Genomic DNA, 26,993 nt, shown 5'->3' on the forward strand with positions numbered 1-26,993 from the left:
GCCACGCCGTGCCGCCCTGATTCCCTTCGGGGCGGCGCCCGATGAGCATGATGGCATCGCCCGAGGTCAACGCGATGATCTTCATCCTCACCGGGGAGAGGCTCATCGACGCGGACGAGGACCTGGCCTACGAGAGCCGCCGGCCCTACTCCGGTCTGGGCCGCAAGCTCGACAGGATGTCGTCCCTGATCGAGAAGTCCATCCACGACATCGCCGAGGTCATGCCCGACGACCTCGCCAGGTCGTACGGCAAGGCGATGGGCATGCTCATCGACGACGGCGGCAAGAACTACCTGCGCGACTTCGCCGAGCAGCTCGACAAGATCGCCGAGGGCCGGCGCAAGACCTCCATGGACATCATGGAGTCCAAGTGGCAGGTCATCGCCGAGGTCATCCGGCTGCTCATCGAGATCGCCATCTACCTCGCGATGTCGTTCTTCACCGGCGGCGCCTCGGCCAGCCAGATCATGATGGCCAAGCTGCGCAGCCGGTTCATGATCCTCACCACGCTCAGCCATCTGCTCCAGCGGCTGCACCTCGCGCCCTCGCTGACCGAGGCCTTCGCCGAGGCGTTCACCACCTTCGCCGTGCGGCTGGCGATGATGAACTTCGCCCCGAACGGCCGCCGCCCCGACGGCTTCGACTGGAACGACATCCTCAAGTCGGCCGCGTTCGGTGCCGCCGCGGGCTTCCTCACCAGCATCTTCGACGATCTCGCGAAGAAGATCGTGAGGAGCTACGACAACAACTTCCTGAAGAACGGCCCCGACCTCGACTTCAAGAAGAACCCCAACCTCAAGAACCCCCCGAACCTCGAATTCAAGAACAACGGCCCGAACCCCAAGCCGAACCCGGACCCCACCCCGACCCCGCACGACAACACCCCGAAGGACCGCCCGGACCCCAGCCCGTACGGGAACGGCCCCAACGGCGGCCACACGCCGGTCACCTTCAGGAACGACCCGCTGTCCTTCCGGAACAACACCAACCTGTGGCGGAACAACCAGATCCTGCGCAACAACGCCGACCGGCCGGGCGCGGTGGCCGGGCACTACGGGCTGAAGGGCACCGCCGACTTCCTGGCCGCCGGCTCCGGGGAGGCGCTCGCGGAGATCCTCATCAAGGGCGCCTTCGACGGAGACTGGTCGACCAACTGGTCCACCTTCGTCGGCGCGGGCCTCAGCAGCCAGGTCGAGGCCACGCTGAGTGACACCGCCCTGAACAGCGGTGCCGAACTGCGCCACGTCATCGACAAGTTGCGCAACCCGCCCACGGTCTCCGGCGGCGACACCGGCTCCGGCACGCGCGACTCCGACTCCGCGCGGTCCCACGGCGACTCCGACCGCACCGACGGCGCCTCGGGCGCGGACACCTCGGGTTCCTCGGGCGGCAGCGGTTCCGCACGTCCGTCGCCCTCACCCTCGCCCTCCCCCCGACAGGGCACAGGCACTGGGCACTTCACCGGCAGCGACTCGCCTCCGCCCTACTCCACCACCGGGGACCTGCCGCCGTACACCAGCGTCGACCCGCCGACGTACACACCGGGCCCGCTGCCCGTGACCACCGCCGAGAACGAGCTGTGGCAGCAGATCCACAACGGCACCGCGGAGGTCCGCGAGCAGGCCCTGCGCGACCTCGCCGCCCTGCGTGGCTCCCACCAGCCCGGCAGCACCGAGATCGGCGTCCGTGACAGCCTGCACGGCAACCTGTCCCAGGTACCCGAGGTCCGGGTGGTGCCGGCCGGGAACGGCCCCGCCGCGGAGATCGACACCGACGCGGTCCGCCGCGCCCTCGACGCATTCGGCACACCGGTCACGGTGGACTCGCCCATCACGACGAGCGCGTCCGGGGACGGCTCCGTCGTGGACTCCCTGGGCGGCTCCCAGGAGGTTACGGGTCAGGGGGGCGGTGGTCCGGTCACCTCCGGCGGCTCTGCCAACTCAGCTGCAACGAGCGTGAGTTCAGGGACGGGCACAGGTACAGGTACAGGTACGGCTTCCGGTGCGCGACCGAGTGGTGTCCCCACCGGTGCGGGCGGCCAGAATTCCTCGGGCGCACAAGCACAGGGCACCCGCAACCCCGACGCGACGGCAACGGCGGACGGCTCGCGGAGCAGCTCCGACGACATGTCGAACGCGCCGGACCGCGACGGCCCGACGACCACGACCGACGACCGACCCCAGGGCTCGGCCGACGACGGTGCCACCTCGCCGTCGCCGCATTCCGTCAACTCTCCCGAGACCGCCGGCTCCACGGACGTCTCTCCGGCTCCGGACGCCGACTCGTCCTCGACGATCACTACGTCCTCGTCGCAGGACATCAACTCGGCTGGCCACAACGGCACTTCTGTCCGCGAGGAGAGTGGCCCCGCCCCGCTTACGGACATCGACGCCGGTCCGCCGCCGAAGCTGAGCACCTCCGGTTCGTACGCCGATACGGGCGGCGTGGGCGAGGCCGGTGACGTACACGAAGCGGGTGACGTACGGGACTCCCGTCTCCCGGGCGATGTGAAGGCCGGGCCGCCCTCCGCTGTCACGGATCTGTCGTCCACCTCGGCCCGGCCCTTGACGATCGTGGTCTCTCAGGTGCCACCGCCGGGGGAGGGGACGCCGGAAGCGGCCGAACTGCTCGACGGGGCCGGAGTCGACCGGGCAGTCGTCCTCGGACCGGCGGTCACGTCGGACGGGGCGGGGCGTCCGGTGCGCGCCGCCGTGGAGCTGACCCGCGAGGGCCCTGACGCTCCGGTCCGGGTCCGTCCGCTCACGGGGCCCCCGTCGGCCGTGTCGCCGGACGGGACCTCCGACACCTCGGACGCCGCGTTCCCCGGCGCGGACGTGCTGCTGCCGCTTGCCGACGCCCTCGGTCCCGGCCCCGCCACGACTGGCGGTCCCGTCACGCAGGGCGCCGTCAGGACCGACAGCGGCCCTGCACTCCCCGGGACCGCGACCCCCCTCACGCAGGGCGGCGTCAAGACCGACAGTGGCCCGGTCACCGCCCCGGTCACGCGCCCGAAGCTGGTCTCGGACGCCTCAACCGCGGACGACGACGGAGCCGGTCCCCGTCCCGCGGATACGTCCACCGTCGATACGGCCGACTTCGGTGAAACCGAACCCGGTCCGGTCACCTCCGACACGATCGTCCCCGGGCCGGTCGCCTCCGACACGGTCCTCCCCGACCTGGGTGCGCCCGCCACCTCCAAGCTCGCCACTCTGTCCCGCCCCTGGACCGATACGGCCACCGACCTGCACCTGGAGTCGGGCGACGGTGACGCGCACGGTGGGCAGACCTCCGGCGGCGGCCCGGACGGCGGCCGGGGGCGGGGCGACGGCGGGACCCCGCCTCCGCCACCCCCCACCGGTCCGGACGACGCCCCGGAGGCACCGGCGACGCCCCCCGTGGTACTCCCGCGCACCGGGCGGATCATCGTGCGGGCCGTGGACAGCGGCCCGGTCTCAGGCAACGCGAACGGTCCCGCACGGCCCTCCGGTGAGCCGTCCGTCACCACCCTGGACGGGCACACGGTGCCTCTCACTCAGCTGCGGCGTCTGGTGCCCGAAGCGAGCGTCAAGCCCCAACCGGGGCGTGCCGTGCAGACGTTGACCATCTCGCAGAGCGCCGCCGAGGACGGCACGGCGCACGAGGCCGGACGGCGCGCGCTGCTCGGTCAGGACACGTTCCGCGGCGTGCGCACCACGTCCGCCGGACCCTCCCCGTCGGCCCCGCCGGAGCCGCCGGTCCGGCGCACGGTGTTCACCGGTCCGCCGGCCCCGCTGCCCGGCTCCGGCACCGAGCGCGGCGCCGACTACTTCGCGGGGCACGGCACCTCCCGTACGGTCACCCTCGGCACCGAGGACGCCGCGCGACCCACCGTGAAGGTCAGCGGTGTGCAGCTCGGCGAGGTGCTCAACTCCTGGGCCCAGGACGGCGACCGGGACCGCCCGTTGGTGCTGTTCTCCTGCGAGACCGGACGGCAGCCGGAAGTGGCGGGGCTGCCGGTGGCCCAGCACGTCGCGAACCGGACCGGGCGGCAGGTGTACGCCCCGACCACCGAGGTCGGCACGGCCCGGGACCGGGACGGCAACGTCCGAGCGGTGCTCAGCGAGGGCCCGGACGGGCCGGGAGGCTGGAAGCTCTTCACCCCCGAGCCCGCCGGCGCCGACCTGGACGCGCTGGCACGCGACGCGGGCCTGCACGCGGGCCCGGAGCCGGCCGACGCCTTCGCCCTCGCGCGTACCCTCCAGCAGATCCGCACTCTGCGCGACGCGCTCGGCACCGACGCCGAACGGCGCCCCGAGAACCGGGAGTTGCTGGCCGGTCTCGCCTACGTGGACGGCCTGCGCTGGCTCAGCCCGGACACCGCGGCCCGCTACGGCGACGGCCGGATGACCCAGGACCTGCTGCGCCGGATGGTCGTGGACCGGGGACGGGTGACGGGCGGCACCACCGGTGACACGACCACCGAGCCCTCTGTCGAGCAGTACACCGAGTTCCTGCGCGCCGCGGCCGGACTGCGCCGGACCGCGGGGCCCGACACCACCCTCGACGCCCTGCTGCCCCCGCCTCCGCCCGCCCTCCCGCCGGACACCCTGGTCCTGCCGGAGGACGTGCGCGGTCTCACCTACGCGCCCTCCGCGCAGATCACCTGGTCGCTCTCCAGCGCCCCACTGCCGCTGTCCGAACTCGGGCTCAGCGCCGAGGACACCGCCGAACTCGCCCGGCGCAGGCCCGACCTGGCGCCCGCGTCGAGCCGTGCGGAGAGCCTCGCCGAGGACATGACCCTCCTCAGCAAGGCCGCGCCCCCCACGGCGGACACCGTGCACGCCGACGGTCTGGCCTTCCGGCGACTGGAGACCCCGGGCGGCGGGAACTGCCTCTTCCGGTCGCTGCTCGACAGCGCGCGCGGCCAGGACGTCCCGCCGGCCTGGGCGGCGCGGAACGTCGCCGGGCTGCGCGGCCTGCTGCGCGACCGGATCACCGGGTCCGAACTGGGCGACACGGTGAGCCAGGCGATCCCGGACCCGGTGTTCGCCGTGGTCGACGACCTGCGGATGCGGGCCCTCGGCGGCGTGCGGGACGAGGCCGAGCGGAACCGGCTCACGGAGCACTGGAACCGGATCGCGCACGACGTCGTCACGGGCGCCGATACCGACGAGTGGCAGCGGATCCTCGCGGAGAGCGACTACCCGCAGCTCGCCGCCGTGGCGCCCACTCCCGCCGCCGCGCGGCGGCTCGGCGCCAGAGGACTCGTCGCGGCGGCGGCCGAGCTGCCCGTGCTCTGGTCCTCACCGTTCGCCGACCTCCTCCCGGAGGCGCTGGCGCATGCCCTCGATCTCGACCTGCGGCTCGTCCAGCCGGACCCGCGATCGCCGGGGAACACCTTCGTCAACACCCTTTACCCGGGCGGCGGGACCGGCACCCTGCACCTGTCCTACAACGGCACCGACCACTACGACGCCCTGGTCCCGGCCTCCGCCCCGCTCACCCCCGTACCGGACCCGGAGACCACCCCGGACCCCGACCCGGTCACCACCCAGGACGCGGAGGACCCGGAGGTCTCCGGCCCTCTCGGGGAGTGGCTCCGCAGCATGGGCGGGATCACCGACCTCGACACCCCCGCCACCGAGGCTCCCGACCGCGGCGACCCCGTGCCGCTGGAGACACAGCTGGACCGGCACCGCCCGGCACGCCTGCTGACCGGCCACGACGCGCGGCCGCCCGGCCCGGTTCCGAGCACCGTCACCTTCGAGGACGGCAGCCGGCTGCCCGCCCTCCTGATCGACCCCGACGCCGACCCGGGGGACGGCACCCCGGGCAACCCGGCCGGCGGCACCCGGCGCGGCCGCTCCACCGGACTCTTCACCGGACCCGGCAAGACCACCCTGCGCTCACCCGAGCAGGTGGCCGAGGAGATCCTCGGCAAGCTGCCGAAGAAGCTGCGCGCCCAGTTCGACGAGGCGGAGCTGCTGCGCCTGCTGACCGAGCAGCCGGCGGCGTTCACCGCTCCGCGCGGCGCGCGCTTCGTGGGCCGGGAGAAGTCCGGCGTCGGCCACGAGATGACGGTCGAGGCCATCCCGTACCACCGCTGGGAGCGCTTCTCGGACGTCAACGGCGGCACCGTCCGGCTGGACACCATGCGACGCGGCCAGGCCGGTACCGGCGGCGGGCGAAGCGTCGGCTTCGGGCGCCGGATCGCCGGCGGGCTGAGCATGGGCCCGCCGCTCAACTGGCTGCTGAAGATCGGGGTTTCGCTCGGCTGGGCCCGCAGGACCGACTACGCCCAGGGCACCCAGGCGTACAACCAGTCCGAGTGGCGGGCCCACGAGGGCTCGCACCTGCACCTGGACGACGTCTACTACCGGGTGCGGGTGGACCGCGTCACCGAGGCACCGCGCTCCGGGCGTACGGTCACCCCGCCGGGCCCGGGTGGCACCGCCCAGGACGGCGGCGCCCTGCCGAAGCCCGACTGGCGGCGCACCCAGGTGCACACCGCGGAGTTCGCGATGCGCGACGGACTCAGCTGGCGGCTGCCCGACGACCTGACCGTGCCCTACAAGGGACCGCGCAGGGCCCCCAGGACGCTCACGTTCCCGGACGGGGTCGAGCCGCGGATCACCGACATCACCGGGCTGCATCTGCTGGACCCGCCCGAGGACATGGCACTCGCCATCTCCGGTGCCCGGCCCGGCAGTTCGGCGCACCGCACCCTGATCTCGTACGTGCGTCCGGGACGGCTGCTCGCGCTGTTCGGCCGGTTCTCCGGGCCGGTGACCGGACCGGAGCTGACGCGGGGCAGCGGACAGCACCCGCTGGGACACCTGATCGTGCAGCGGTCGGTGCCTCACCGGGCCACCCTGGTCACCGAGTCGGTCAAGGCCGAGCTGCGCGACCTCACCCAGACCACGTACCAGAACGAGCGCGGCCACGTCCGTGACACCCGCCTCGGCCTCCAGGTCACCGCCGGGCCGAACTACACCCTGGTCGGCCCCGACACCGATGTGCGCCTCCAGGGCGGCCCGCTGGTGCGCGCGGATCTCAGTGCCGGACGCGGCCACTACCTCGGCGTCGACGCGGCACGGAAGACGACCGGCCGTGTGCGCAACCACCCCATCGCGCTGTACCGGGTGGAGCGCACGCTGATGGTGCGCAAGCCCGGCGAACCGGCGTCGGCCGCCCGTCCGGTCCGGGTGGTGAGCCTGGACTGGATCTCCACCCAGGACGCCCGCCGCCTCGCGGGCTGGGACAGCCGCACGCCCGGCCGAACCGGACCCCACCCGGACGCGGAGCCGCCGGTGCCGTGGTACCTCACCCGTGAGGACCCGGTCCACCTGAGCGGCCAGGTCCGCGCCGAGGGCTTCCGTCCCCTCCGCCCGCAGACCCAACTGCCGCCGCCCGCCGAGGGGCAGCGGCCTGCGGAACCGCCGTCACAGCCGCAGCCCCGGCCCCCGGTGCAGACCCAGTCCCAGACCCAGTCCCAGTCCCAGACCCAGCAAGTCCCGCCGCAGGCGCAGAATCCGCAGCCCGCGCCGCAGGATCCGATGCGGGCCTTCGCGGACACCGTGCTGGACACCCTGCACCAGTCGTACCCGTCGCTGTTCGTGCCGCCGTTTATGCTGCGGCATCCCCGCCTGGCCAAGTTCTGGTACGGCGACGGACGGATGAGGACCGCGCTGCACAACGACCGGCAGGTGCGCGAGGCGCTGAACCGGCCCAGCCTCGCGCAGAGCCTGGACGACCTGACCACCACCGGCGTCCCGGTCACCCTGACCGAGGACGGCAAGGTCCGCCGCGGCCACCACACGCTCATCCTCCGGGCGCGCCTGACCGACCGGCGGTTCGAGACCACCATGAGTGAACGCTCCCTGCGCAACGCCGTGATCGGCACCGAGATCTCCGGCCAGGGCCAGCAGGCGTCCCTCACCCTCTCCGGTGGTGTCGAGGTCGGCGTCTCGCCGCGCGACCACGACAAGGTGCCCGGCGTCGGGCTGCCGCGTCAGGCCGGCAACGTGACCGTCGGCGTCCGCCACGCGAAGACCGACCAGAAGGCCACCAGGAACACGGTCGCGGTCGCCCACGACCAGCTGACCTTCCAGACCGGCGCCGACCTCTACAGCTACCAGGTGGAGCTGGGCGCCACCTTCGAGGGCCACCGCCGCCCACGCGGCTGGGCCCGGCTCGTCTCGGTCGGCCTGCTCGGCGCAGGCGTCTTCGTCAGCAAGGTCGAGGAACGCCCCCTGTTCAGCCGCGGCAGCGAGACCGTCGGGCGGGTGGAGCTGGCCGTGCCCGCCGCGCACGGCTCCGAGCGCTATGCCCCCGCGGACCCGCCGCCCACGGCCACGCCGACGACGACGGCACCGCGGCAGCTGACCGCCACCGAGGCCGACCAACTCCTCGACGGCACCCACCCGTTGCCCGGAACGGACTCAGCCGACGAGCGGCTCACCAGGAGACTGCTGAGCGTCCCGCACGTGGTGCTCAGCGCCGAGGGCGGCCCGCAGCGCCAGCAGCTGATGCAGGACACCGCCGACCGCGCGTCCGGCACCTCCTGGCACGTCAGCGCCCCCGGCGCCCCGGTGCGCAGTGCCCTGCGCCGGGCGATGGCCAACCTCAGCGTGGCCGGCCAACTCGGCCAGTACCTCGGCCCGTTCGGCTCCCGAGTGGCCGGACTCAACGGCGCCGGGCCGTTCCGTACGCACTACCTCAAGGCGGCCGTCCGCGGCGAACTGCGCGACTTCCGGGTCATGAGCGACCCCAAGCCGGCCAGCCTGGAGGCCACCATCGGCAACGAGCACCGCGTCGCGGGCAGCACGAGCACCGTCTCGCGCACCACCGTCGGCCTCCAGGGCGCCGACATGCCGCTCCAGCAGGCCCCGGGCCAGGCCGCGGTGGTCGGCTCCTACTCGACCGCCCTGCAGTACGCCTGGGGCAAGGGCCGCGGCGTCTCGCAGACCCTCACCCGGGGACGCAACACCACCCTCACGTACGCCGGGCGCATGTACCTGGTGGTCGCCGACGCCGTCGAGACCGTCGCGGTACGGGACCGCTGGACCGCCGCGTTGGGCACCGTGGGCACCCGCGCCGGGGCCCGGATCAGCTCCGCGGCCGGACGGCTCTCCGGGCGGCTCGGCGACAGCCTCGCCCCGCGCCGGGCCGCCGCCGCGCTGCAGCGCATCCGCGACGCGGTGATGTTCCACCTGCCGATGCAGGACGCCATCGAGGCCGGACTCGCCCCCGACGGCCTGGGCACCACGACCCCGCACAACCTCGGCCGCGGCTACCGGGTGCCCCCCTTCCTGCGCGACCGCCGCTTCCCCAGCCACCCCAGCGGCCGGCTCGACGCCGGTCCCGCGGCTCAGACCCTGCTGGGGCAGCTGGAGCGGATCGGCGTACCCTCCCACGACCGGGATCAGGTCCTCCAGCGCCTGTCCCCGGACTTCCTCCGCGGCCACCTGCACGAGCTGACGACCGACGGGATGAACCTGCCGGTCCGCTACCGCGCATGGTCCCGCCCGCACCACCTGCCCGTCGGCGGCAGCCCCGGACAGCTCCACTTCAAGCTGACCCCCGTGACCACCACCGTGGACCGGCTGCGCACCGGCTACGAGCTGGAGGACTACCGGACGATCGCCCGCGACGACTCCGCCGGCACCTCCCAGGACCGCGGCGCGGACGTGACGCTCAGCGCCGGCCAGCGCGCGGCGGAGAGCGGCATCCTCGTGGCCAACCCCTCGCTCCAGGGCATCGCGGCCAAGCAGCGGTCGAGCACCAGGACCCAGACGGCCGGCACCACATCGATGCCGAACATCGCCACCACCCAGGCCCACGCCGAGATCGTCACCAGCTACGTCCTGACCGTCACCATGACCGACGCGACCGGCGACCCGCTCGACCCCGGCGTGCGCACCCCGGTCGGCAGCCTCAACGAGATCCTCCCGGCGAACCTGCTCACCCCGGACGGCGAGGGCGCCGACGGCGCGCTCTCCGAACAGGACGTGCCCGAACCCGAGCGCGCCGTAAGGATGCTGACGGCTGATCAGGCGCGCCCGGAGAACATCGGCGCATGGCGCACCTCCGCCGGGGACGGCACCGGCGGCGCGGACCCGGACATCCTCCCCTTCGACGACCGGATCGGCTCCGGCATCCTCGCCGTGGACATCCGGGGCGCCGCCAACGTGCGGGACGCCCTCACCCTCGCCACCGCCCGCGCCGACGGCCTGGGCGACAGCGACCTCGGCCGGCGGCACACCGGCAAGGTCCTCGACGCCCGCGTGCGCATGGCACGCCAGACCCCGCTCACCGGCCTCGGCACCGCCCCCGCCCAGGCGCAGCTGGAGGCCACCGCGCAGGGCGGGCTGACCGCCGGCTTCCGGGAGGCCCTTGGCGCGAACGGCTCCCCGCTGCCCGCCCAGGCCTCCGCGCGCCTCCTCGGCCAGTACCACACCGCCGACTCCCGCCTCTACGCGAAGATGCACCGCCGCGGTGCCCGCCTGCTCGCCGTGGAGAACAAGCCGCGCATGGAGGCCATGCAGCGGGCCAAGACCTCCGACGCGCTGGAGGCCGGCATCACCGACAACGTCGAGGGCGCGGTGGGCACCGCGCCGATGGCGGGCAACAGCAACGCGGGCGTCACCAATCCCGGCGCCACGGTCCCGATCGGCGGCACGAACGACGGCACCGTCCTCAAGGGCACCGCGGACACCACCCTCGGCACCCACCTCAAGGTCGTCACCGACCGGAGCATGCTCTTCGCGGTGCCGGTGACCTGGCTGTCCGTCGCCGAGGTGGACCACCGCATCACCGACAGCCGCCCGCTGCACGCCCTCGGCAAGGCCAGGCGCGGACCGCGCGCCGCCGAGGCCGAGACCACCGCGCTGGTCTGGCTGCGCGAGGACATCGCCCGCGACTACGGGCTCCTGGACGACAGCACGTTCCCCGACGAGGTCCTCGCGGCCTGGGACAGCCAGGCCAAGGCGGCCGCCGACCTCGCCACGGCCGAGAAGAACTACTACGACGCCCGGGCGCGGGCCCGGGAGGCGTGGCTCGACCTCGGCCCGGCGGAGCAGGCCGCGCTCGGCGACGACAACGCCGGACCGCCGGCCGACCTGCCGCCGGACGTCGTCTGGTCCCCGGCCGTCGTCGCCTGGCAGGCCGCACGGCAGGAGGTCCACCGCTGGGAGCAGCACACCGACGCCGCCGCACAGGACCACCACCGGCTGCACCTCGCCGCCTCCCGCCTCACCGCGCACCACCAGGGGTCGGCCAACGCACCCGTCCGGGACCTGCCGCAGGAGTACACCGAGCCGTCATGGCGCTCCGAGGCACCCGCGCCCTACGTGATCGCCGACGGCACCGGCACCGGCCCGCGCACCCTCACCTCGCCGGACGGCGCCACGGTGCGCGAACTGCACGACGTGCCGCACGACGGTGCCTCCTTCTTCCACGCGCTGCTCGCCGCCGCCGCGGCACGGGGCCGGCTGCCCCATCTGCTCGGCCACGACCTCGCCGAGCGGTTCGCGAATGCCCCCGCCGATCCGGCGGTCACCGCCGAGGCCGTCGACACCGCCCGTACGCGCCTGGCCTGGGCGCTGGGCGAGGACGGCAACCAGGACCTGCTGGACGCGCTCGCCCTGGACGCCGAGGACACCTTCACCCAGGCCGAACTCGACCTCGCGGGAGTGCGGTTCAGCCCGGCGCAGCAGGCCGAGTTCGACGCCTTCGGCCGGCTCCCGCAGACGTTCTGGCCGACGCCCGCGCAGCGGGTCGCGCTCGCCACCGCCGCCCTGTCCCGCCCGTTCGCGAGCGAGCCGCTCCAGGACTCCGGCACACGGGGTCCGGACCATCCGACACCGCCCGAGCGCCGGGCGGGCGACCACGGCGGAGCCGATCTGCTGCCCGCCCTCGCCGCCCGGGTCCTGGGCACCCCGCTGACCGTCGTCACCGGTGAGGGCCGCGACCAGCTGTTCCTCCCGCACGGCGCGGACCCGGCGGCCGTCGACCCGGCCGCCGACCCGGTCCTGTTCGCCTCCGGCGGCTTCTTCGGCGCCGCCCTGCCGTCCGGCACCCCGGCCCCGGTCGCCACCGCGCTGCCCGCCCCTGCCGCCGCCACGGACACCGGTACCTCGGGTACCGGCACGCGCCCGGCTCCCCAGCAGCCGCCCGCGCACCGCAGCCACACCACCGCGCCCTGGCTGCCGCCCGCCGACGGCGACGGCCCGCGCTACCGCCTCGACCGCGAGGGCGTCCTCACCGCACCCGACGGCGCCACCTACACCCAGGGCACGCCGGCCGGCCGCGGCAACGGCTTCTTCGGCGCGCTCTCCACGACCCTGCGCCGGGCGGCCGAACAGCCCGGCCTCGATCGCCAGGAGGCGGCACGGCTGCGTCGGCGCGCCGAGGCGACGCCCGCCCAGCTGATGCGTCTGAACGGGCTGCCCGGCGAACGCGCCGAGTGCGACGCGCTCTTCACGCCCCCGCCCCCGCGGGTCCGCCCCGGCGCGCCCGCACCGAGCCAGGACGCCCTCGACGGACAGCTGCGCCGGCACCTCGCCGAGGCCCCCTGGGGACCGGGCGCCGACCGGGCCGTGGCCGAGTGGGCCGCGGCGGCGGCCGGCGTCACCGTCACCCTGGTCGAGGAGAACGGGACCGCTCACACCTACGCCGGTCCGGCCGGCGACAGCGGTCCGCACATCCGTCTCCGCCGCCGGGGCGGCGACTTCGTCCCCCTGACCCAGCGCACCCCGGCCCCCACGCCGAAGACCCCGGCACCCAAGACCCCCGACCTGAAGGCCCCGGACCTGAAGGCCCCGGAGTCGAAGCCCCTGGACCCGCCCCCGCTGGAGTCCGCCCCGCAGGATCCCCCCGCGCTGGACGCGGACCTCCAGGACGCGGTCGCCCTTCCGCTGCCCCCGTCACCCACGGGCAGCGACCTTCCGGGCCTCGTGGAGGAGGAGGCGTACGAGCTGAGCACGCTGTCCGGCGCCGACACGACGGGCGCGGACACCACCGCGGGTCCGGTCACCGCGCCGGAGCCGGCCCTGCGCCCCTTCAAGCTGGGGAACTACGAGTTCACCAACCTGAACCAGACGGAGCGGTATCTGGACAAGGCTGTCCGGATCATCCAACTGCTCGACGAGCACGGCACCATCAAGGACTACGTCGGCGACCGCACCGTCCGCATCACCCTGCACGTGCGGACCACGGAGACCCCGGCCGACGTGCGCGACCTCGGTGACGACGGCGTGCAGATCAACCTCGCGAGCTACTACTTCGAGAAGTACGACATCGGCTACATCATGGGCATGCTGGCCCACGAGATCGGTCTGCACCCCCTCGCGTCCCGCAACACGGAGATCCCCGAGCAGGAGCAGGCGTACCAGGGCATGCCCCTGACGGTGCCCGGTCTGACGGACCTGAACACGCCGCGCACCATGAACACCGACAGCGCGGGTCAGGCCGACCACATCATGGCCGCCTACCCCCGCACCATCCGGCACGGCATCTACCGCGACATCGTCATCGACATGGCCAGGGTGCTGGCGCAGCACGCGCGGGTCGGTGTGCCGGGGGCCAAGTACCAGGACGTCACCGACCTGTTCGAGACCTACCTGATGGACCTCGCCTCCATCGCGGTCACCAGTGACTACCGGATGAACGCGGTCAAGGAGCCCAACTACACGGCGCGGGTCTACAACGCCTACAAGGAGATGCTGCGCGACCGCCTGGCGGACGACGCCGCGCTCCGGAACCTGCTGCCGTCGAACAAGACCCTGTTCGGAGTCGCACGGTCCTTCACCCAGCTCGCCACCAGCATCGCCGCGAACAACCGGGGCGACAGCATCCAGCGGCCCACCGCGGCGGACGCGGCGGGCACGGGCGAGGCGCGACCGAGGCTCCCCCAGGGCGGCACCGGTTCCGTGCCGCGGACCGAGCGGCCCGTCACCTCACCGGCGCGAGGTCCGCGCGACAACCGGCCCCGATACGTGGTGCGTTCAGGCTTCGACGCCCGGCGGTTCTCCCACGAGGGCGAGCCGGTCACCGAACTCACGGTGCGCGTCGCGCTGCGCGGCACGGACGGCCAGGCCGGCGACGTCTTCGACCGGCTCAGGACGGGTGTGGACGAGTTCCTCAACGCTCCGTCGTACCGCCTGCCCAACGGCGACCGGCTGCACGTGACCGTCGAGCACGTCGAACCCTCCGAGAAGCCGCACCTGACCGTCGACCTGGCTGGCCGCGACCGGGCGATGGACCAGAACACCTGGTGGACGGACGCCGCCCCTGTGCAGTTCGTCCATGAACTCACCCACCAGCTCGGTCTGCGCGACGAGTACCGGGACGCCGACTCCCCGCACCGCCCCCACATCCTCGGCAGCCTGCTGGGCGACCTCGACGCGACGCCCGAGGACGCGTCCCTCGCCCCGGCCGGACTGCGCGACCGGCACCTGGCCCTGCTCGGCGCGCTCATCGGCGACGTCACCCCGGCGCCCAGGCCGAACAACGAGCAGAGGGACCGGAGTTGGGCGGCAGCACGCGAAGCCGCCGTCGCCGAGCCCCGCGAAGCCGTCTGGATCGACCCGGTCTCCCTGCCCCGGACCACCGACGACCCGGCGGTCACCGAGGTCCCGGCGCACATGCCGCAGGAGTCGGACCCGGCACCCGCCCCGGAGCCGGCCCTGCGCCCGTTCAAGCTCGGCAGATTCGAGTTCACGAACCTCAACCAGACGGACCGGTACCTCGACAAGGCCGTCCGGATCATCGAGCTGCTCGACGAGCACGCCACCATCAAGGACTACGTCGGCGACCGCACCGTCCGCATCACCCTGCACGTGCGGACCACGGAGACCCCGGCCGACGTGCGCGACCTCGGTGACGACGGCGTCGAGATCAACCTCGCCAGTTACTACTTCGAGAAGTACGACGTCGGCTACATCATGGGCATGCTGGCCCACGAGATCGGCCTGCACCCCCTCGCCTCCCGCAACGAGCGGATCCCCGAGGAGGAGGACCTCTACCAGGGCATGCCGCTGCTCGTCCCCGGACTGGAGAGCCTGACCACACCCCGTTTCATGAACACCGACGGCGCGGGCCAGGCGGACCACGTGATGGCCGCGTTCCCGCACACCATCCGGCACGGCGTCTACCGCGACATCGTCCTGGAGATGGCCGAGGTCCTCGCGCGGCACGCGCGGGTCGGCGTGAACGGCGCCAAGCCCAAGGACGTCACCGACCTCATCGACACCTACCTGATGGACCTCGCCTCCATCGCGGTCACCAACGACCACCGCGCGCAGGCGCTCAGGGAACCCGCCTACACGGCACGGGTCTACAACGCGTACAAGGCGCAGCTCGCCGAGCGCCTCGCCCAGGACAGCCCCGTACGCGCCCTCCTGCCCGCCGACAAGGGACGCTTCGGCGTCCTTGGCGACTTCGCCGCACTCGCCGCCGCCATCGGAACCAACAACCGCGGCGACAGCATCCAGCGCCCCGCCGCTCCGGCACCGGCCGCGGGCACCACCGGCGAGGCCCGCCCCCGGCTGCCGCAGAGCGGCACCGGCGTCGCACCGCGCGTGCAGCAGGGCCCCGGCACGGCACGCACGGCACCGGAGCCGGCCCTCGTCCCCTTCACGTCGGGGAACTTCGAGTTCACCAACCTCAAGCACACGGACGAGAAATACCGCGACAAGGCCGTCCGGATCATCGGGGTGCTGCGCAAGCACGACACGATCCGCGCGTACATCGGCAGCCGGCCCGTCCGGATCACCCTGCACGTACGCACGACGGAGACCCCGGCCGACGTGACGGACCACGGCGAGGACGGTGTGCAGATCAACCTCGCCAGCTACTACTTCGAGAAGTACGACGTCGGTTACATCATGGGCATGCTGGCCCACGAGATCGGCCTGCACCCTCTCGCCTCCCGCGACACCGGCATCCCGGACGAGGAAGGAATGTTCGCGGGGATGCCGCTGACCGTTCCCGGGCTGACGGATCTGAAGACGCCCCGGATGATGAACACCGAGGGCGCTGGCCAGGCCGACCACATCATGGCCGCGTACCCGAGCAGCACCCGGCACCGGATCTACCGCGACATCGTGCTCGACATGGCCCACGACCTGGCGGAGGAGGCGCGGGAAGGCGAGGAGGGCGCACGGGAGCAGGACGTCACGAACCTGATCGACTGCTACCTGATGGACCTCGCCACGATCGCGCTCACCAACGACAGGCGCAAGGACGCGGCCTGGGAACCCCGGTACACGGCGAAGGTCTACAACGCGTACAAGGAGCTGTTCGCGGCCCGGCTGGCGCCGGACAGCCCCGTACGGCGACTGCTGCCGAAGGACAAGAGCTGGTACAACGTCACCGGCAACTTCCTCGGCCTCGGCAGCAGCCTCGCGTTCAACAACCAGGGCGACAGCATGCAGACCGCCGCCCTGCCGCAGCCGGCCGGCGACACCGCGGAGACCCGCTCCCGGCTGCCGCGGCAGAGCGCGGGCACCGTCGCACAGGACCTGCCGTCCGGCACGACGCGGCCGGCCGGACGCCGGGACGACCGGCCGCGCTTCGTGGTGCGGTCGAGCTTCGACGTAAGGCGGTTCACCTACGACGGCGACCCGGTCACCGACCTCACCGTCCGTGTCGCACTGCGCGGCCCGGACGACCAGGCGGCCCGGACCTTCGCGCAACTCGCCGCGGGCGTCGCCGAGTTCCTGAACGCCCCGGGGCACCGGCTGCCCGGCGGCGACCTGCTCCACGTGAGCGTCGAACACGTCGACCCCTCCGAGGCCCCGCACCTGACCGTGGACCTGACGGGCCGGGACCGGACCATGGACCAGAACACCTGGTGGGCGGACGCCGAGCCCGTACAACTGGTGCACGAGCTGACCCACCAGCTCGGCCTGCGCGACGAGTACCGGGACGCCGACGCGCCCCACCGCCCCCATATCCCCGGGAGCCTCCTCGGCGACCTGGACGCGGCCCCCGAGCACCTCTCGCTGCGCGCCGCCGGTCTGCGCGGGCGCCACCTGGCCCTGCTGGGGGCACTGATCGGGGACGTGCCCCGGCGGTCCGAGCCGAACGGCGAGGACGGCGAGCAGACCTGGAACGCGCTGCGCACGGCCACCGACGGGGTCCCCCGGGAGTCCGTGTGGGTCGACCCGGTCTCGCTGCCCGGGCAGCGCGCGGCCGACACGGACGGCACGGCGGACACGCGGGGCGCCGAGGTCACGGGCGTCCCGGCCCGTATGCCGCAGGACCCGGACGCGGGGCCCGCACCCGCCGCGCCGGCCGACGTGCCGTTCTCGTCGGGGAACTTCGAGTTCACCAACCTGGCGCACACGAACGAGAGGTACCGCGACAGGGCGATCCGCATCATCGACCTGCTCCGCAAGCACGACACGATCCGGGACTACATCGGCGGCCGACCCTGCCGGATCACCCTGCACGTGCGGACGACGGAGACCCCGGCCGACGTGCGCGACCTCGGCGACGACGGCGTGCAGATCAACCTCGCCAGTTACTACTTCGAGAAGTACGACGTCGGGCACATCATGGGCATGCTGGCCCACGAGATCGGCCTGCACCCCCTCGCCTCCCGGAACACGAAGATCCCCGAGGAGGAGGACCTGTACCGGGGCATGCCGCTGCTGGTCCCGGGGCTGGAGGGCCTCACGACACCGCGGTTCATGAACACCGAGGGCGCGGGCCAGGAGGACCACGTCATGGCCGCTTTCCCGCACTCCATCCGGCACGGCATCTACCGCGACATCGTCCTGGACATGGCCCGGGTGCTCGCCGAGGACGCGCGCGCGGGGGAGGAGGGGGCGAAGCCACAGGACGTCACCGACCTGATCGACTGCTACCTGATGGACCTCGCCTCCATCGCCCTGACCAACGACCACCGGACGAACGCGGCGCGGGAGCCCGGCTACACCGCGCGGGTCTACAACGCCTACAAGGAACTGTTCCGGGAACAGCTCGCGCAGAGAGCCCCCGATCTGCGCGCCCTCCTGCCGTCCGACAAGAGCATGTTCGGGGTGATGAACGACTTCCGGCGCATCGCCACGTACGTCGCGATCGGCAACAGCGGCGACAGCATCCAGCGGACCGGCCGGGCGTGAGGCACGGCTGAGCATCCCGGACCTCACGGGACCCCGGAGAGGCCCGTCCCGCGCGCCGGCCGCGAGGTGTCAGACTGACGCCATGAACGAGCGCGAATTCGGCAGGTCAGGACAGCACGCATCCGTCATCGGCCTCGGCACGTGGCAGCTGGGCGCGGACTGGGGCGACGTGGACGACAAGGACGCCCTCGCCGTGCTGGAGGCGGCGGCGGAGTCGGGGGTCACCTTCTTCGACACGGCCGACGTGTACGGCGACGGACGCAGCGAGCAGACGATCGCCACCTTCCTGCGCGGCAGGCAGGACCTGCACGTGCTGGTCGCGACCAAGATGGGCCGCCGTGTCGACCAGATCCCCGAGAACTACGTCCTCGACAACTTCCGTGCCTGGAACGACCGCTCCCGGCGCAACCTCGGCGTCGACCGCATCGACCTGGTGCAGCTGCACTGCCCCCCGACCCCCGTGTACTCCTCCGACGAGGTGTTCGACGCCCTCGACACCCTGGTCGAGGAGGAGCGGATCGCCGCGTACGGCGTGAGCGTCGAGACGTGCCAGGAGGCGCTGACGGCGATCGCCCGCCCGAACGTGGCGAGCGTCCAGATCATCCTCAACCCCTTCCGCATGAAGCCGCTCCGTGAGGTGCTGCCTGCGGCGGCCGCGGCCGGCGTCGGCATCATCGCGCGCGTCCCGCTGGCCTCCGGCCTGCTGTCGGGCAAGTACACGAAGGACACCGTGTTCGGCGAGAACGACCACCGGACCTTCAACCGGCACGGTGAGGCCTTCGACCAGGGCGAGACCTTCTCCGGCGTCGACTTCGCCACCGGCGTGGAAGCCGCGGCCGAGTTCTCCGCGCTCGCCCCGGAGGGCTTCACCCCGGCCCAGCTCGCGCTCCGCTGGATCGTGCAGCAGCCCGGCGTGACCACCGTGATCCCGGGTGCCCGCTCCCCGGAGCAGGCCCGCGCCAACGCCACCGCCGCCAAGCTGCCGGAGCTGTCCGCGCAGACGCTCGACGCGATCGGTGAGCTGTACGAGCGCCGGATCAAGGAGCAGGTCGAGGGCCGCTGGTAGCGGTTCCTCGCCCGAAACCGAGGAGGCGGCTCCACCCGGAGCCGCCTCTTTCTCGTCGTCCCGACCTGAGTGGCTTCCCCCTGCCGACTCCCTGAGCGGACGTCGGCCCGAACCGCTCCCGCGCGAGGACCCACCGCAGGCGCCCCGCATCCAGGTGACCGGACGTGGCAGGCGCACAGCGTCCACCGGACGTCGCGCACGCCCCGCATCCAGGTGACCGGACCTCGCGGGCGTACCGCCAGAGCACGTGCGTCACGCCGGCCCCGGACCCGGTCGTTCACCACGGTGTCACCGTCCGGACGCGCCCGTCGCTTCCCGCACTTCGCGGAGCCTTCTATCCTCGCGTCGGGCCGCCGCCCGAAAGCCGTCGGGTGCGGGCCCGTTGGACCTGTCCTGCACCGCTCCACCGTCGGAAGGCGACACCGCACATGCGCCCACCATGGCTGCGTACGGCGAGACGGCTCGGCATCCGATCGGCCGCCCTCCTCGTGACCAGCGCCCTGGCCCTGGCCGTTCCGTCCCCGGCCGTCGCGGCGGCCCGCCCGGCCGACCGGCCGGTCTCCTACGTCGACCCGCTGATCGGCTCGGCGAACGGCGGCAACACCTACCCCGGCGCGACCCTCCCGTACGGGATGATCGCCTGGTCCCCGACCAGCACCACCGGCGACCAGACCAGCACCGGGGCCGCCAACGGCTATCAGTACGACGCCACCCGCATCCGCGGGCTGAGCCTGACCCACGTCAACGGCGCCGGCTGCAACCCGGGCGCCGCGGGCGACGTCCCGATCATGCCGTTCGTCGGCGACGTGACGTCCTCGCCCTCGGCGGACACCAAGGACGCCGTCTACGCGGCCGACTTCGCGCACGCCGACGAGAAGGCCGTACCGGGGCGCTACACCCTCGGTCTCAAGTCCGGGGCCGGCGCGGACCTGGCCGTCGGCAAGCGGGCCGGCGTCGCCGACTTCAGCTTTCCGGCCGGCCGTCCCGCCAACCTGCTGTTCCGCGTCTCCAACTCCCTCAACGGCAGCGAGGACGCGCACGTCGACATCGACACCGCGCACCGCAAGGTCACCGGCTGGGTGCTCACCGGCGCCTTCTGCGGCCGCCGCGCCAACGGCGGGACCAACAACCGTAAGAGCTACTACAAGCTGTACTTCAGCGCCTCGTTCGACCGGGCCTTCTCCTCCGTCGGCACCTGGAAGGACAACACGCTCTCGGCGGGCTCCACCTCCGCCTCCGGGGGCGAGGGGTACGCCACGGGAGCGGACCGCGCCGGCCGCGGCTCCGGCGGCTACGTCGGCTTCGACACGCGCTCTGACAACGATGTCCGGATGCGGATCGGCATCTCCTACGTCAGCCTCGACGGCGCCGAGGCCAACCTCCGCGGCGAGATACCCCCGCGGGCGAGCGTCGACGACGTGGCCCGTGCGGGCGCCGACGCCTGGAACCGCGAACTGAGCACCGTGCGCGTCGCGGGCGGCAGCACCGCGCGGCGCACCACGTTCTACACGGCGCTCTACCACTCCCTCATGCAGCCGAACCTCATCAGCGACGCCGACGGCCGCTACTACGGCATGGACGCCGAGGTGCACCGCCTGGCACGCGGCCAGCGGGCCCAGTACAGCAACTTCTCGGGCTGGGACCAGTACCGGGCGCAGATCCAGCTGCTCGCCCTGCTCAAGCCGAGGATCGCCGGCGACTTCGCCCAGTCGCTGTTCAACTTCGCCGGGCAGAACGGCGGGGTGTGGGACCGCTGGGTGCACGTCAGCGGCGCCACCCACGTCATGACCGGCGACCCGTCGGCGGCCACCCTGGCCACCTTCTACGCGATGGGCGTCCGCGACTTCGACTACGAGGGAGCCTTCGAGTCGCTCGCGCGCCAGGCCACCGTGCCGCACGCGGACGGACTCTCCGACGCCGGCTGCCCCGGGCAGTGCGTGGGCCAGCGCCCCAACCTGGCCCAGTACCTCGGCTCGCACTACGCGGCCCAGGACGTCTGCCACTGCTGGGGCGGTGCCGCCGAGACCCTGGAGGACGCCGTGGCCGACTCCGCGCTGGCGAAGTGGGCGAAGCTGCTGGGCCGCGACGAGGAGGCGGCCGCCTTCGCCGAACGGGGCGGCTACTGGCGCAACGTCTTCAACCGCGACGCCACGGCCGACGCCGGTTACGTCCAGGCCCGGAATCTCGACGGATCGTGGGTGACGCCGTTCAGCCCGGGCAGCGACCGCGGCTTCGCGCAGGGCACCAGCGCCACGTACACCTGGATGGTGCCGCAGGACGTCCAGGGGCTGGCCGCGGCCATGGGCGGCCGGGAGCGTGCCGCCGAACGCCTCGACGGGTTCTTCCACACGGCGGACGGCGCGTGGTCGGTGCGCGGCGGCGACCCGCTCCGCTACGACCCCACCAACGAGCCCGGCATCCACGCCCCTTGGCTCTACAACGCCCTCGGACAGCCCTGGAAGACCCAGGCGACCGTGCGGCAGATCCTCGACACCGTCTACGGCACCGGTCCCGCGGGACTGCCGGGCAACGACGACCTGGGCACCATGTCCGCCTGGTACGTCTTCTCCGCGCTCGGGCTCTACCCGCAGACCCCGGGCAGCGGCGCGATGCTGCTGGGCGCCCCGCTGTTCCCGGAGGCGGTCGTCGACCGGCCGGGCGGGACCGGCATCACCGTCGAGGCCCCCGACGCCGACGCGGCGCACCCGTACGTCGGCGCCGTAAGGCTCGACGGCCGCACCACGAACCGCTCATGGGCGGGGGCCGGCCTGGTGAAGAGGGGCGGCACGCTCACCTACCGGCTCGCCGAGCGGCCCGACACCTCGTGGGGCACCGACCCCGCCGGTCTGCCGCGGTGACCGCTGCGGCTCCGTGCGGACACTCAGCGTGTTCTCATGGAGCCGCACCCCCGGGACGGGAACTGAACCTGTCCGTAACGGCGTTCAAGCTTTCGAAGGACGCCGCACGGTGTGCGTCGCGAGCCCGCGGTGTGACGGCCTTCACGTTCATGTGTCGGACAGTGATGAATTCCTTACAAGGGATACACGTACCGGTGTGCATAGAGGCATCGTCAGACCGCGGGAGGTTCTTCGTGCGACCGTTCACGCTCAACTACGCCCTGCCCACAGGGCAACCGGCGGCCGCCCTGCCTCCGTACCACTTCGACGCCTCCCTGCAGCTGAACGTGCTGCCGGACGGACGCCCGGCGGTCAGTGACCGTGCGTTGCTGATGGCCGCGGGGACCACGACCTCCACCGCCGGTTCCCAGACGCACTTCGACGACTGACGGACCGCCGCGGATGACGGTCCTGGTCCTCACCGCCGAGGAGGATGTCACCGCCGACATGGTGGTGGCCGAACTGAACGCACGCGGTGTCCCGGTGGTACGGCTCGACCCCGCCGACCTCCCCGACAAGGCGGTCCTGTCCGCCGACTACGCGCACGGCGACTTCGAGGGCCACCTGTCCGTGAACGGCCATGTGCTCAGCATGACGGGCCTGCGCTCGGTGTGGGTGCGGCGGCCGGGTGAACCGGCCGCCCACGCGGCCCATGCCTCGCCGTGGCTCACCGCCGAGACCCGGCAGGCCCTGTTCGGCATGCTCTACTCGGCCGTCACCCGCTGGATGAACCACCCCGGCAGCGCCGAGCAGGCCCGGCACAAGCCGTGGCAGCTGCGCGTCGCCCACCTCAGCGGCTTCGCGGTGCCGCCGACGGTCGTCACCACCGCGCCGCGTGTGGCGCAGCAGTTCGCGGAGGAGTACCGCGACGTGGTGGTGAAGTCCGCGTCGGGACCGCCGCCCGGGGACCCGACGGTGTCCCTGCCGACCACGCTGATCGGGCCCGACGCGGACTTCTCCGGCGTGGCGGCAGGACCCGCGCTGCTCCAGCGCTACGTCCCCAAGCGGGCCGACATCCGGCTGACCTGTGTCGGGTCGCGGCTGTTCGCCGCCCGGAAGACCGCCGCGCCCGGGCAGATCGACGGGCGTTACGGCGACACCGGCCACCTCTGGGAGACCACCTCCGTGCCGGACCGCGTCGCCAAGTCGGTCCAGGAGTACATGGCGTTCACCGGGCTCGCCTACGCGGCCTTCGACTTCGCGGAGGACGCCGAGGGCCTCTGGTGGTTCCTGGAGTGCAACCAGGGCGGGCAGTTCGGCTTCGTCGAGCTGGAGACCGGGCAGCCCATCGCCGAGGCGGTCGCCCTCTGGCTGGCCTACCGAAGACCCGGCTCCGACACCCGGACGGACTGAGCGGCACGGCCGCTCACGGCCCGTCAGGTGCGCGCGTGCTCTCCCGTGGACCGCGACAGCATCATCTCGGCCTGGCGCCTCTCCCGCGCCGCTTCCAGACGCGGACGGAGTCGGCTGACGCCCGGCGCGCGAGGGCCGTGCCGCCCGTACGGCTGTGCCTGTGGCGCGGCGCGACCGACACCGCCGGTGCGGGCGTCCCCGGATCACCGGCGAACGGGAACAGAATGACCTCGGGGCGCGTGTCGAGATCCCCGTCCCTGCTGCGTCCCCGCAGTGGACACGGTCACAACGGCCGTGGCGCACCGAGGAGAACACCATGGCCAAGTACCTGCTGCTGAAGCACTACCGGGGCGCGCCCTCGCCGGTCAACGACGTGCCGATGGACCAGTGGACGCCGGAGGAGGTCACGGCCCACGTCCGGTACATGCAGGACTTCGCGGCCCGCCTGGAGCGCACCGGAGAGCTCGTCGACGTCCAGGCCCTCTCCCCGGAGGGCATGTTCGTCCGCCACGACGGCGAGGGGCGGCCCCCGGTCACCGACGGCCCGTTCGCGGAGACCAAGGACCTGATCGCCGGCTGGATCATGATCGACGTCGAGACCCACGAGCGGGCGCTCGAACTGGCCGGCGAGCTGTCCGCGGCCCCGGGCGCGGGCGGCAGACCCATCCACGAGTGGCTGGAGGTGCGTCCGGTGATGGCCGCGCCGCCGACCATCACGGAGTGAGACGCGTGGACGAGGCACTGCTGCGGACCCTCACCCCGGCGGTGATCGGTGTCCTCGTCCGCCGCGGAGCCGACTTCGCGGCGGCCGAGGACGCCGTGCAGGACGCCCTGGTCGAGGCGGTGCGCCGGTGGCCGGAGGACCTGCCCCGGGACCCCAAGGGCTGGCTGGTCACCGTGGCGTGGCGCAAGTTCCTCGACGCGGCCCGCGCCGACGCCTCCCGGCGCCACCGCGAGGTGCGCGTCGAGGTCGAGCCCGCACCCGGCCCGGGCGAGGCGGTGGACGACACGCTCCAACTGTACTTCCTGTGCGCGCACCCCTCCCTGACGCCGGCCTCGGCCGTCGCGCTCACCCTGCGCGCGGTCGGCGGCCTGACCACCCGGCAGATCGCGCGGGCCTACCTCGTGCCGGAGGCGACGATGGCCCAGCGGATCAGCAGGGCCAAGCGGACGGTCTCCGGCGTCCGCTTCGACCGCCCCGGCGACGTCGGCACCGTGCTCCGGGTGCTCTACCTGGTCTTCAACGAGGGGTACTCCGGCGACGTCGACCTCGCCGCCGAGGCGATCCGGCTCACCCGCGAGCTGGCGGCCCGGATCCCCGACGAGGAGGTCGCGGGCCTGCTCGCGCTCATGCTGCTGCACCACGCCCGGCGCCCGGCGCGGACCGGCCCCGACGGCGCTCTCGTGCCGCTCGCCGAGCAGGACCGCGGCCTGTGGGACACCCGGCTGATCGCCGAGGGGGTCGGCGTGCTCCAGGCGGCGCTCGCCCGCGACCGGCTGGGCGAGTTCCAGGCGCAGGCCGCCATCGCCGCGCTGCACGCCGACGCCCCCTCGGCCGAGGAGACCGACTGGGTGCAGATCGTCGAGTGGTACGACGAGTTGGTGGCCCTCACCGGCAGCCCGGTGGCCCGCCTCAACCGTGCCGTCGCGGTCGGCGAGGCCGACGGCCCCCGGGCCGGCCTTGCGGCCCTGGCGGACCTCGACCCCGCCCTGCCGCGCCACACGGCCGTCGCGGCCTATCTGCACGAGCGGGACGGCGACACCGCCACCGCGGCACGGCTCTACGCGGAGGCCGCCCGGTCGGCCACCAGCCTGCCGGAGCGCGAGCACCTCACCCGCCAGGCGGCCCGGCTCAACGCCCGCCTGCGCGGGTGAACACCGCACGGCGGACGCGGGGAGCGTACGGGCGGCGGGTCGTGTCTCACCCGGCGGAGGCGCGGAAGGTGCGCAGGAAGACGTCCAGCGCACGCCGGTTCGCGGTGTCGTCCCAGTCGGCGGCCGGGGTCGTCCAGCGGAAGGAGAAACCGCGGCCCGGCCCGGTGAGGAAGCCGCGGCCGAGGGTGCGCTCGCGGACGCCGGAGGATTCGGACAGCCACTCCATGTCCGCCGCGTCCAGGCCGCGGTAGTCGACGGAGCGGATGGCGCCCACCCGTTGGTAGTCGACGGACGTCCGCTTCAGGGAGGGCTCCAGGTCCCGCCAGACACCGACGGGGTCCGGCCCGAGCCGCTCGCTGTAGGTGACCGCCAGCGTGCGCGGATCGCCGGACGCGCCGAACGTCACCCGGTAGGAGGCGTCGGAGGCGCTGTCCCGGTCGACCGGCCGCCAGCCGGTGGGCAGGGCGATAGAGAACCCCTCGGGCGCGTCGTAGCGGCGGAAGCCGGCGGGCGGACCGCTCCGGTCGGGCCGGGAGGGTGAGACGGAGGGCGCGGGAGAGGACGGCCCGGACGAGGTGGGCGGCGCGGAGGGCCGCGCGGTGGGCGGCACGGTGGGCGCGTTCCCGCCGGCGGCCGGGCGGGACGGCTCGGGGCGGGACGCGGAGGGACCGCCGTCCTGGCCGCCGCCGGTGAGGGCGAGGGCGGCGAGCGAGGCACCGGTCACGGCCAGCGCAAGAACGCCCAGCAGCACCGGCCGGCCCACGGTGCGTCTGCCCCACACCCGGCCGGTGCGCCAGGCGGCCGCGTAGGCGTCGCGCAGACAGGGCAGCGGCGCGTCCGGCCCGGGCCCCCCGGGGTCCTCGCGCAGGATGCGGGTGAACGCCGCGCGCACCACCGGCTCGGGCAGCCGTTCCTGCGGGTCCTTGCGGAGCAGCCCCTGGACGGCGGGGCCGAGCGGTCCGGCGTTCTGCGGGGAGCGGATGGGCAGCAGGTCGACCGCCCGCAGGGTCGCCTCGACCGGGCCGCGGTCCCGCACGGGCGGACGCCCCTCCACCATCGTGTAGAGGATCGCCCCGAGCGCCCACAGGTCCGACGCGGGCCCGGCTCCCTCGCCGCGCGCCTGCTCGGGGGAGGCGTACGACGGCGCGGTGACGCGAGGCGAGGCAGCGGCGCCCAGCAAGCCGAAACCGGCGACGAGCACCCCTCCGTCGCCGCGCACGAACACCTGCCCGGGACTGAGGTCGCCGTGCGTGATGCCCTCGCGGTGGGCCGCCGCGAGGACGTCGAGGATCGCGAGGCCCGTGCGGGCGGCCCGGACGTAGCTGACCGGCCCCTGCCGCAGCAGGTCGCTCAGCGGGGTGCCGTCGATCCGGTCCATGACCGTCCACAGCGCGCCGTTCTCCTCGACGACGTCGAGGACGGTGGCGACCCGGCCGGGGCAGGCCAGCTCCATGCTCTCGGACTCGCGCAGGATGCGGGCGGTGCCGGGGCGTGCGCCCGTGCCGTGCCGCGATTCGGTCAGGGAGACCGGCCGCCGGAAGCGGACGTCCTGACCGCGCAGTCCCGTCCGGCCCTCCTCTCGGTGCACGACCTCCTCGGGCCGGTACCGTCCGGCGATCAACTCCTGTGTGCTGGCTTGCCCTTCGGTCATGGTCATCCCTCGCTGCGCACCGGTCTCACGCCTTTCCCGGT

At 73.4% G+C, this 26,993-nt stretch carries 8 protein-coding genes; 7 read left to right on the plus strand and 1 reads right to left on the minus strand.

The window, feature by feature from the left end; translation table 11 throughout:
- Positions 1-41: 41 nt before the first annotated feature.
- The 7 genes from ACFYQQ_RS24125 (at position 42) to ACFYQQ_RS24155 (ending at position 25,301) form a co-directional block, all read left to right on the plus strand.
- Positions 42-18,110 carry a hypothetical protein gene (locus ACFYQQ_RS24125; protein WP_388905055.1) on the plus strand — a complete coding sequence of 6,023 codons (18,069 nt, stop codon included), beginning with the start codon at positions 42-44 and terminating at the stop codon, positions 18,108-18,110.
- Between the two features lie 82 nt (positions 18,111-18,192).
- Positions 18,193-19,176 (plus strand): aldo/keto reductase, encoded by a 984-nt coding sequence (locus ACFYQQ_RS24130; RefSeq protein ID WP_355789287.1) that lies wholly within the window; start codon positions 18,193-18,195, stop codon positions 19,174-19,176.
- Between the two features lie 428 nt (positions 19,177-19,604).
- Positions 19,605-22,034 (plus strand): GH92 family glycosyl hydrolase, encoded by a 2,430-nt coding sequence (locus ACFYQQ_RS24135; protein ID WP_388905056.1) that lies wholly within the window; start codon positions 19,605-19,607, stop codon positions 22,032-22,034.
- A gap of 233 nt (positions 22,035-22,267) precedes the next feature.
- A complete protein-coding gene (tgmA, locus tag ACFYQQ_RS24140) occupies positions 22,268-22,462 on the plus strand; it encodes a putative ATP-grasp-modified RiPP (RefSeq protein WP_355794446.1) in 195 nt (64 codons plus the stop codon).
- A 13-nt stretch (positions 22,463-22,475) separates the two neighbouring features.
- Entirely contained in the window at positions 22,476-23,426 is a 951-nt protein-coding gene (gene tgmB / locus ACFYQQ_RS24145; RefSeq protein ID WP_356168165.1) for an ATP-grasp ribosomal peptide maturase, read from the plus strand.
- A gap of 316 nt (positions 23,427-23,742) precedes the next feature.
- Positions 23,743-24,150: a YciI family protein gene (locus ACFYQQ_RS24150; RefSeq protein WP_355795499.1), complete on the plus strand. Its 408-nt coding sequence runs from the start codon at positions 23,743-23,745 to the stop codon at positions 24,148-24,150.
- A 5-nt stretch (positions 24,151-24,155) separates the two neighbouring features.
- Complete coding sequence (locus ACFYQQ_RS24155) at positions 24,156-25,301, plus strand: DUF6596 domain-containing protein (RefSeq protein ID WP_356239765.1); 1,146 nt, start codon at positions 24,156-24,158, stop codon at positions 25,299-25,301.
- Positions 25,302-25,347: 46 nt separating this feature from the next.
- Here the strand turns inward: ACFYQQ_RS24155 and ACFYQQ_RS24160 are convergent, their stop codons facing one another.
- Positions 25,348-26,952, minus strand: coding sequence for a serine/threonine-protein kinase (locus ACFYQQ_RS24160; protein ID WP_356168161.1), 1,605 nt, complete (start codon positions 26,950-26,952; stop codon positions 25,348-25,350).
- Positions 26,953-26,993 lie beyond the last annotated feature (41 nt).

It is taken from the genome of Streptomyces sp. NPDC005496 (assembly GCF_042872045.1).
Lineage (GTDB): Bacteria > Actinomycetota > Actinomycetes > Streptomycetales > Streptomycetaceae > Streptomyces.

Excerpts from the sequence above, each read along its gene's own strand:
- ACFYQQ_RS24135 (WP_388905056.1), top strand. The coding sequence starts at position 19,605 with ATGCGCCCACCATGGCTGCGTACGGCGAGACGGCTCGGCATCCGATCG.
- ACFYQQ_RS24160 (WP_356168161.1), bottom strand. The coding sequence starts at position 26,952 with ATGACCGAAGGGCAAGCCAGCACACAGGAGTTGATCGCCGGACGGTAC.
- ACFYQQ_RS24130 (WP_355789287.1), top strand. The coding sequence starts at position 18,193 with ATGAACGAGCGCGAATTCGGCAGGTCAGGACAGCACGCATCCGTCATC.
- ACFYQQ_RS24150 (WP_355795499.1), top strand. The coding sequence starts at position 23,743 with ATGGCCAAGTACCTGCTGCTGAAGCACTACCGGGGCGCGCCCTCGCCG.
- tgmB (WP_356168165.1), top strand. The coding sequence starts at position 22,476 with ATGACGGTCCTGGTCCTCACCGCCGAGGAGGATGTCACCGCCGACATG.
- ACFYQQ_RS24125 (WP_388905055.1), top strand. The coding sequence starts at position 42 with ATGAGCATGATGGCATCGCCCGAGGTCAACGCGATGATCTTCATCCTC.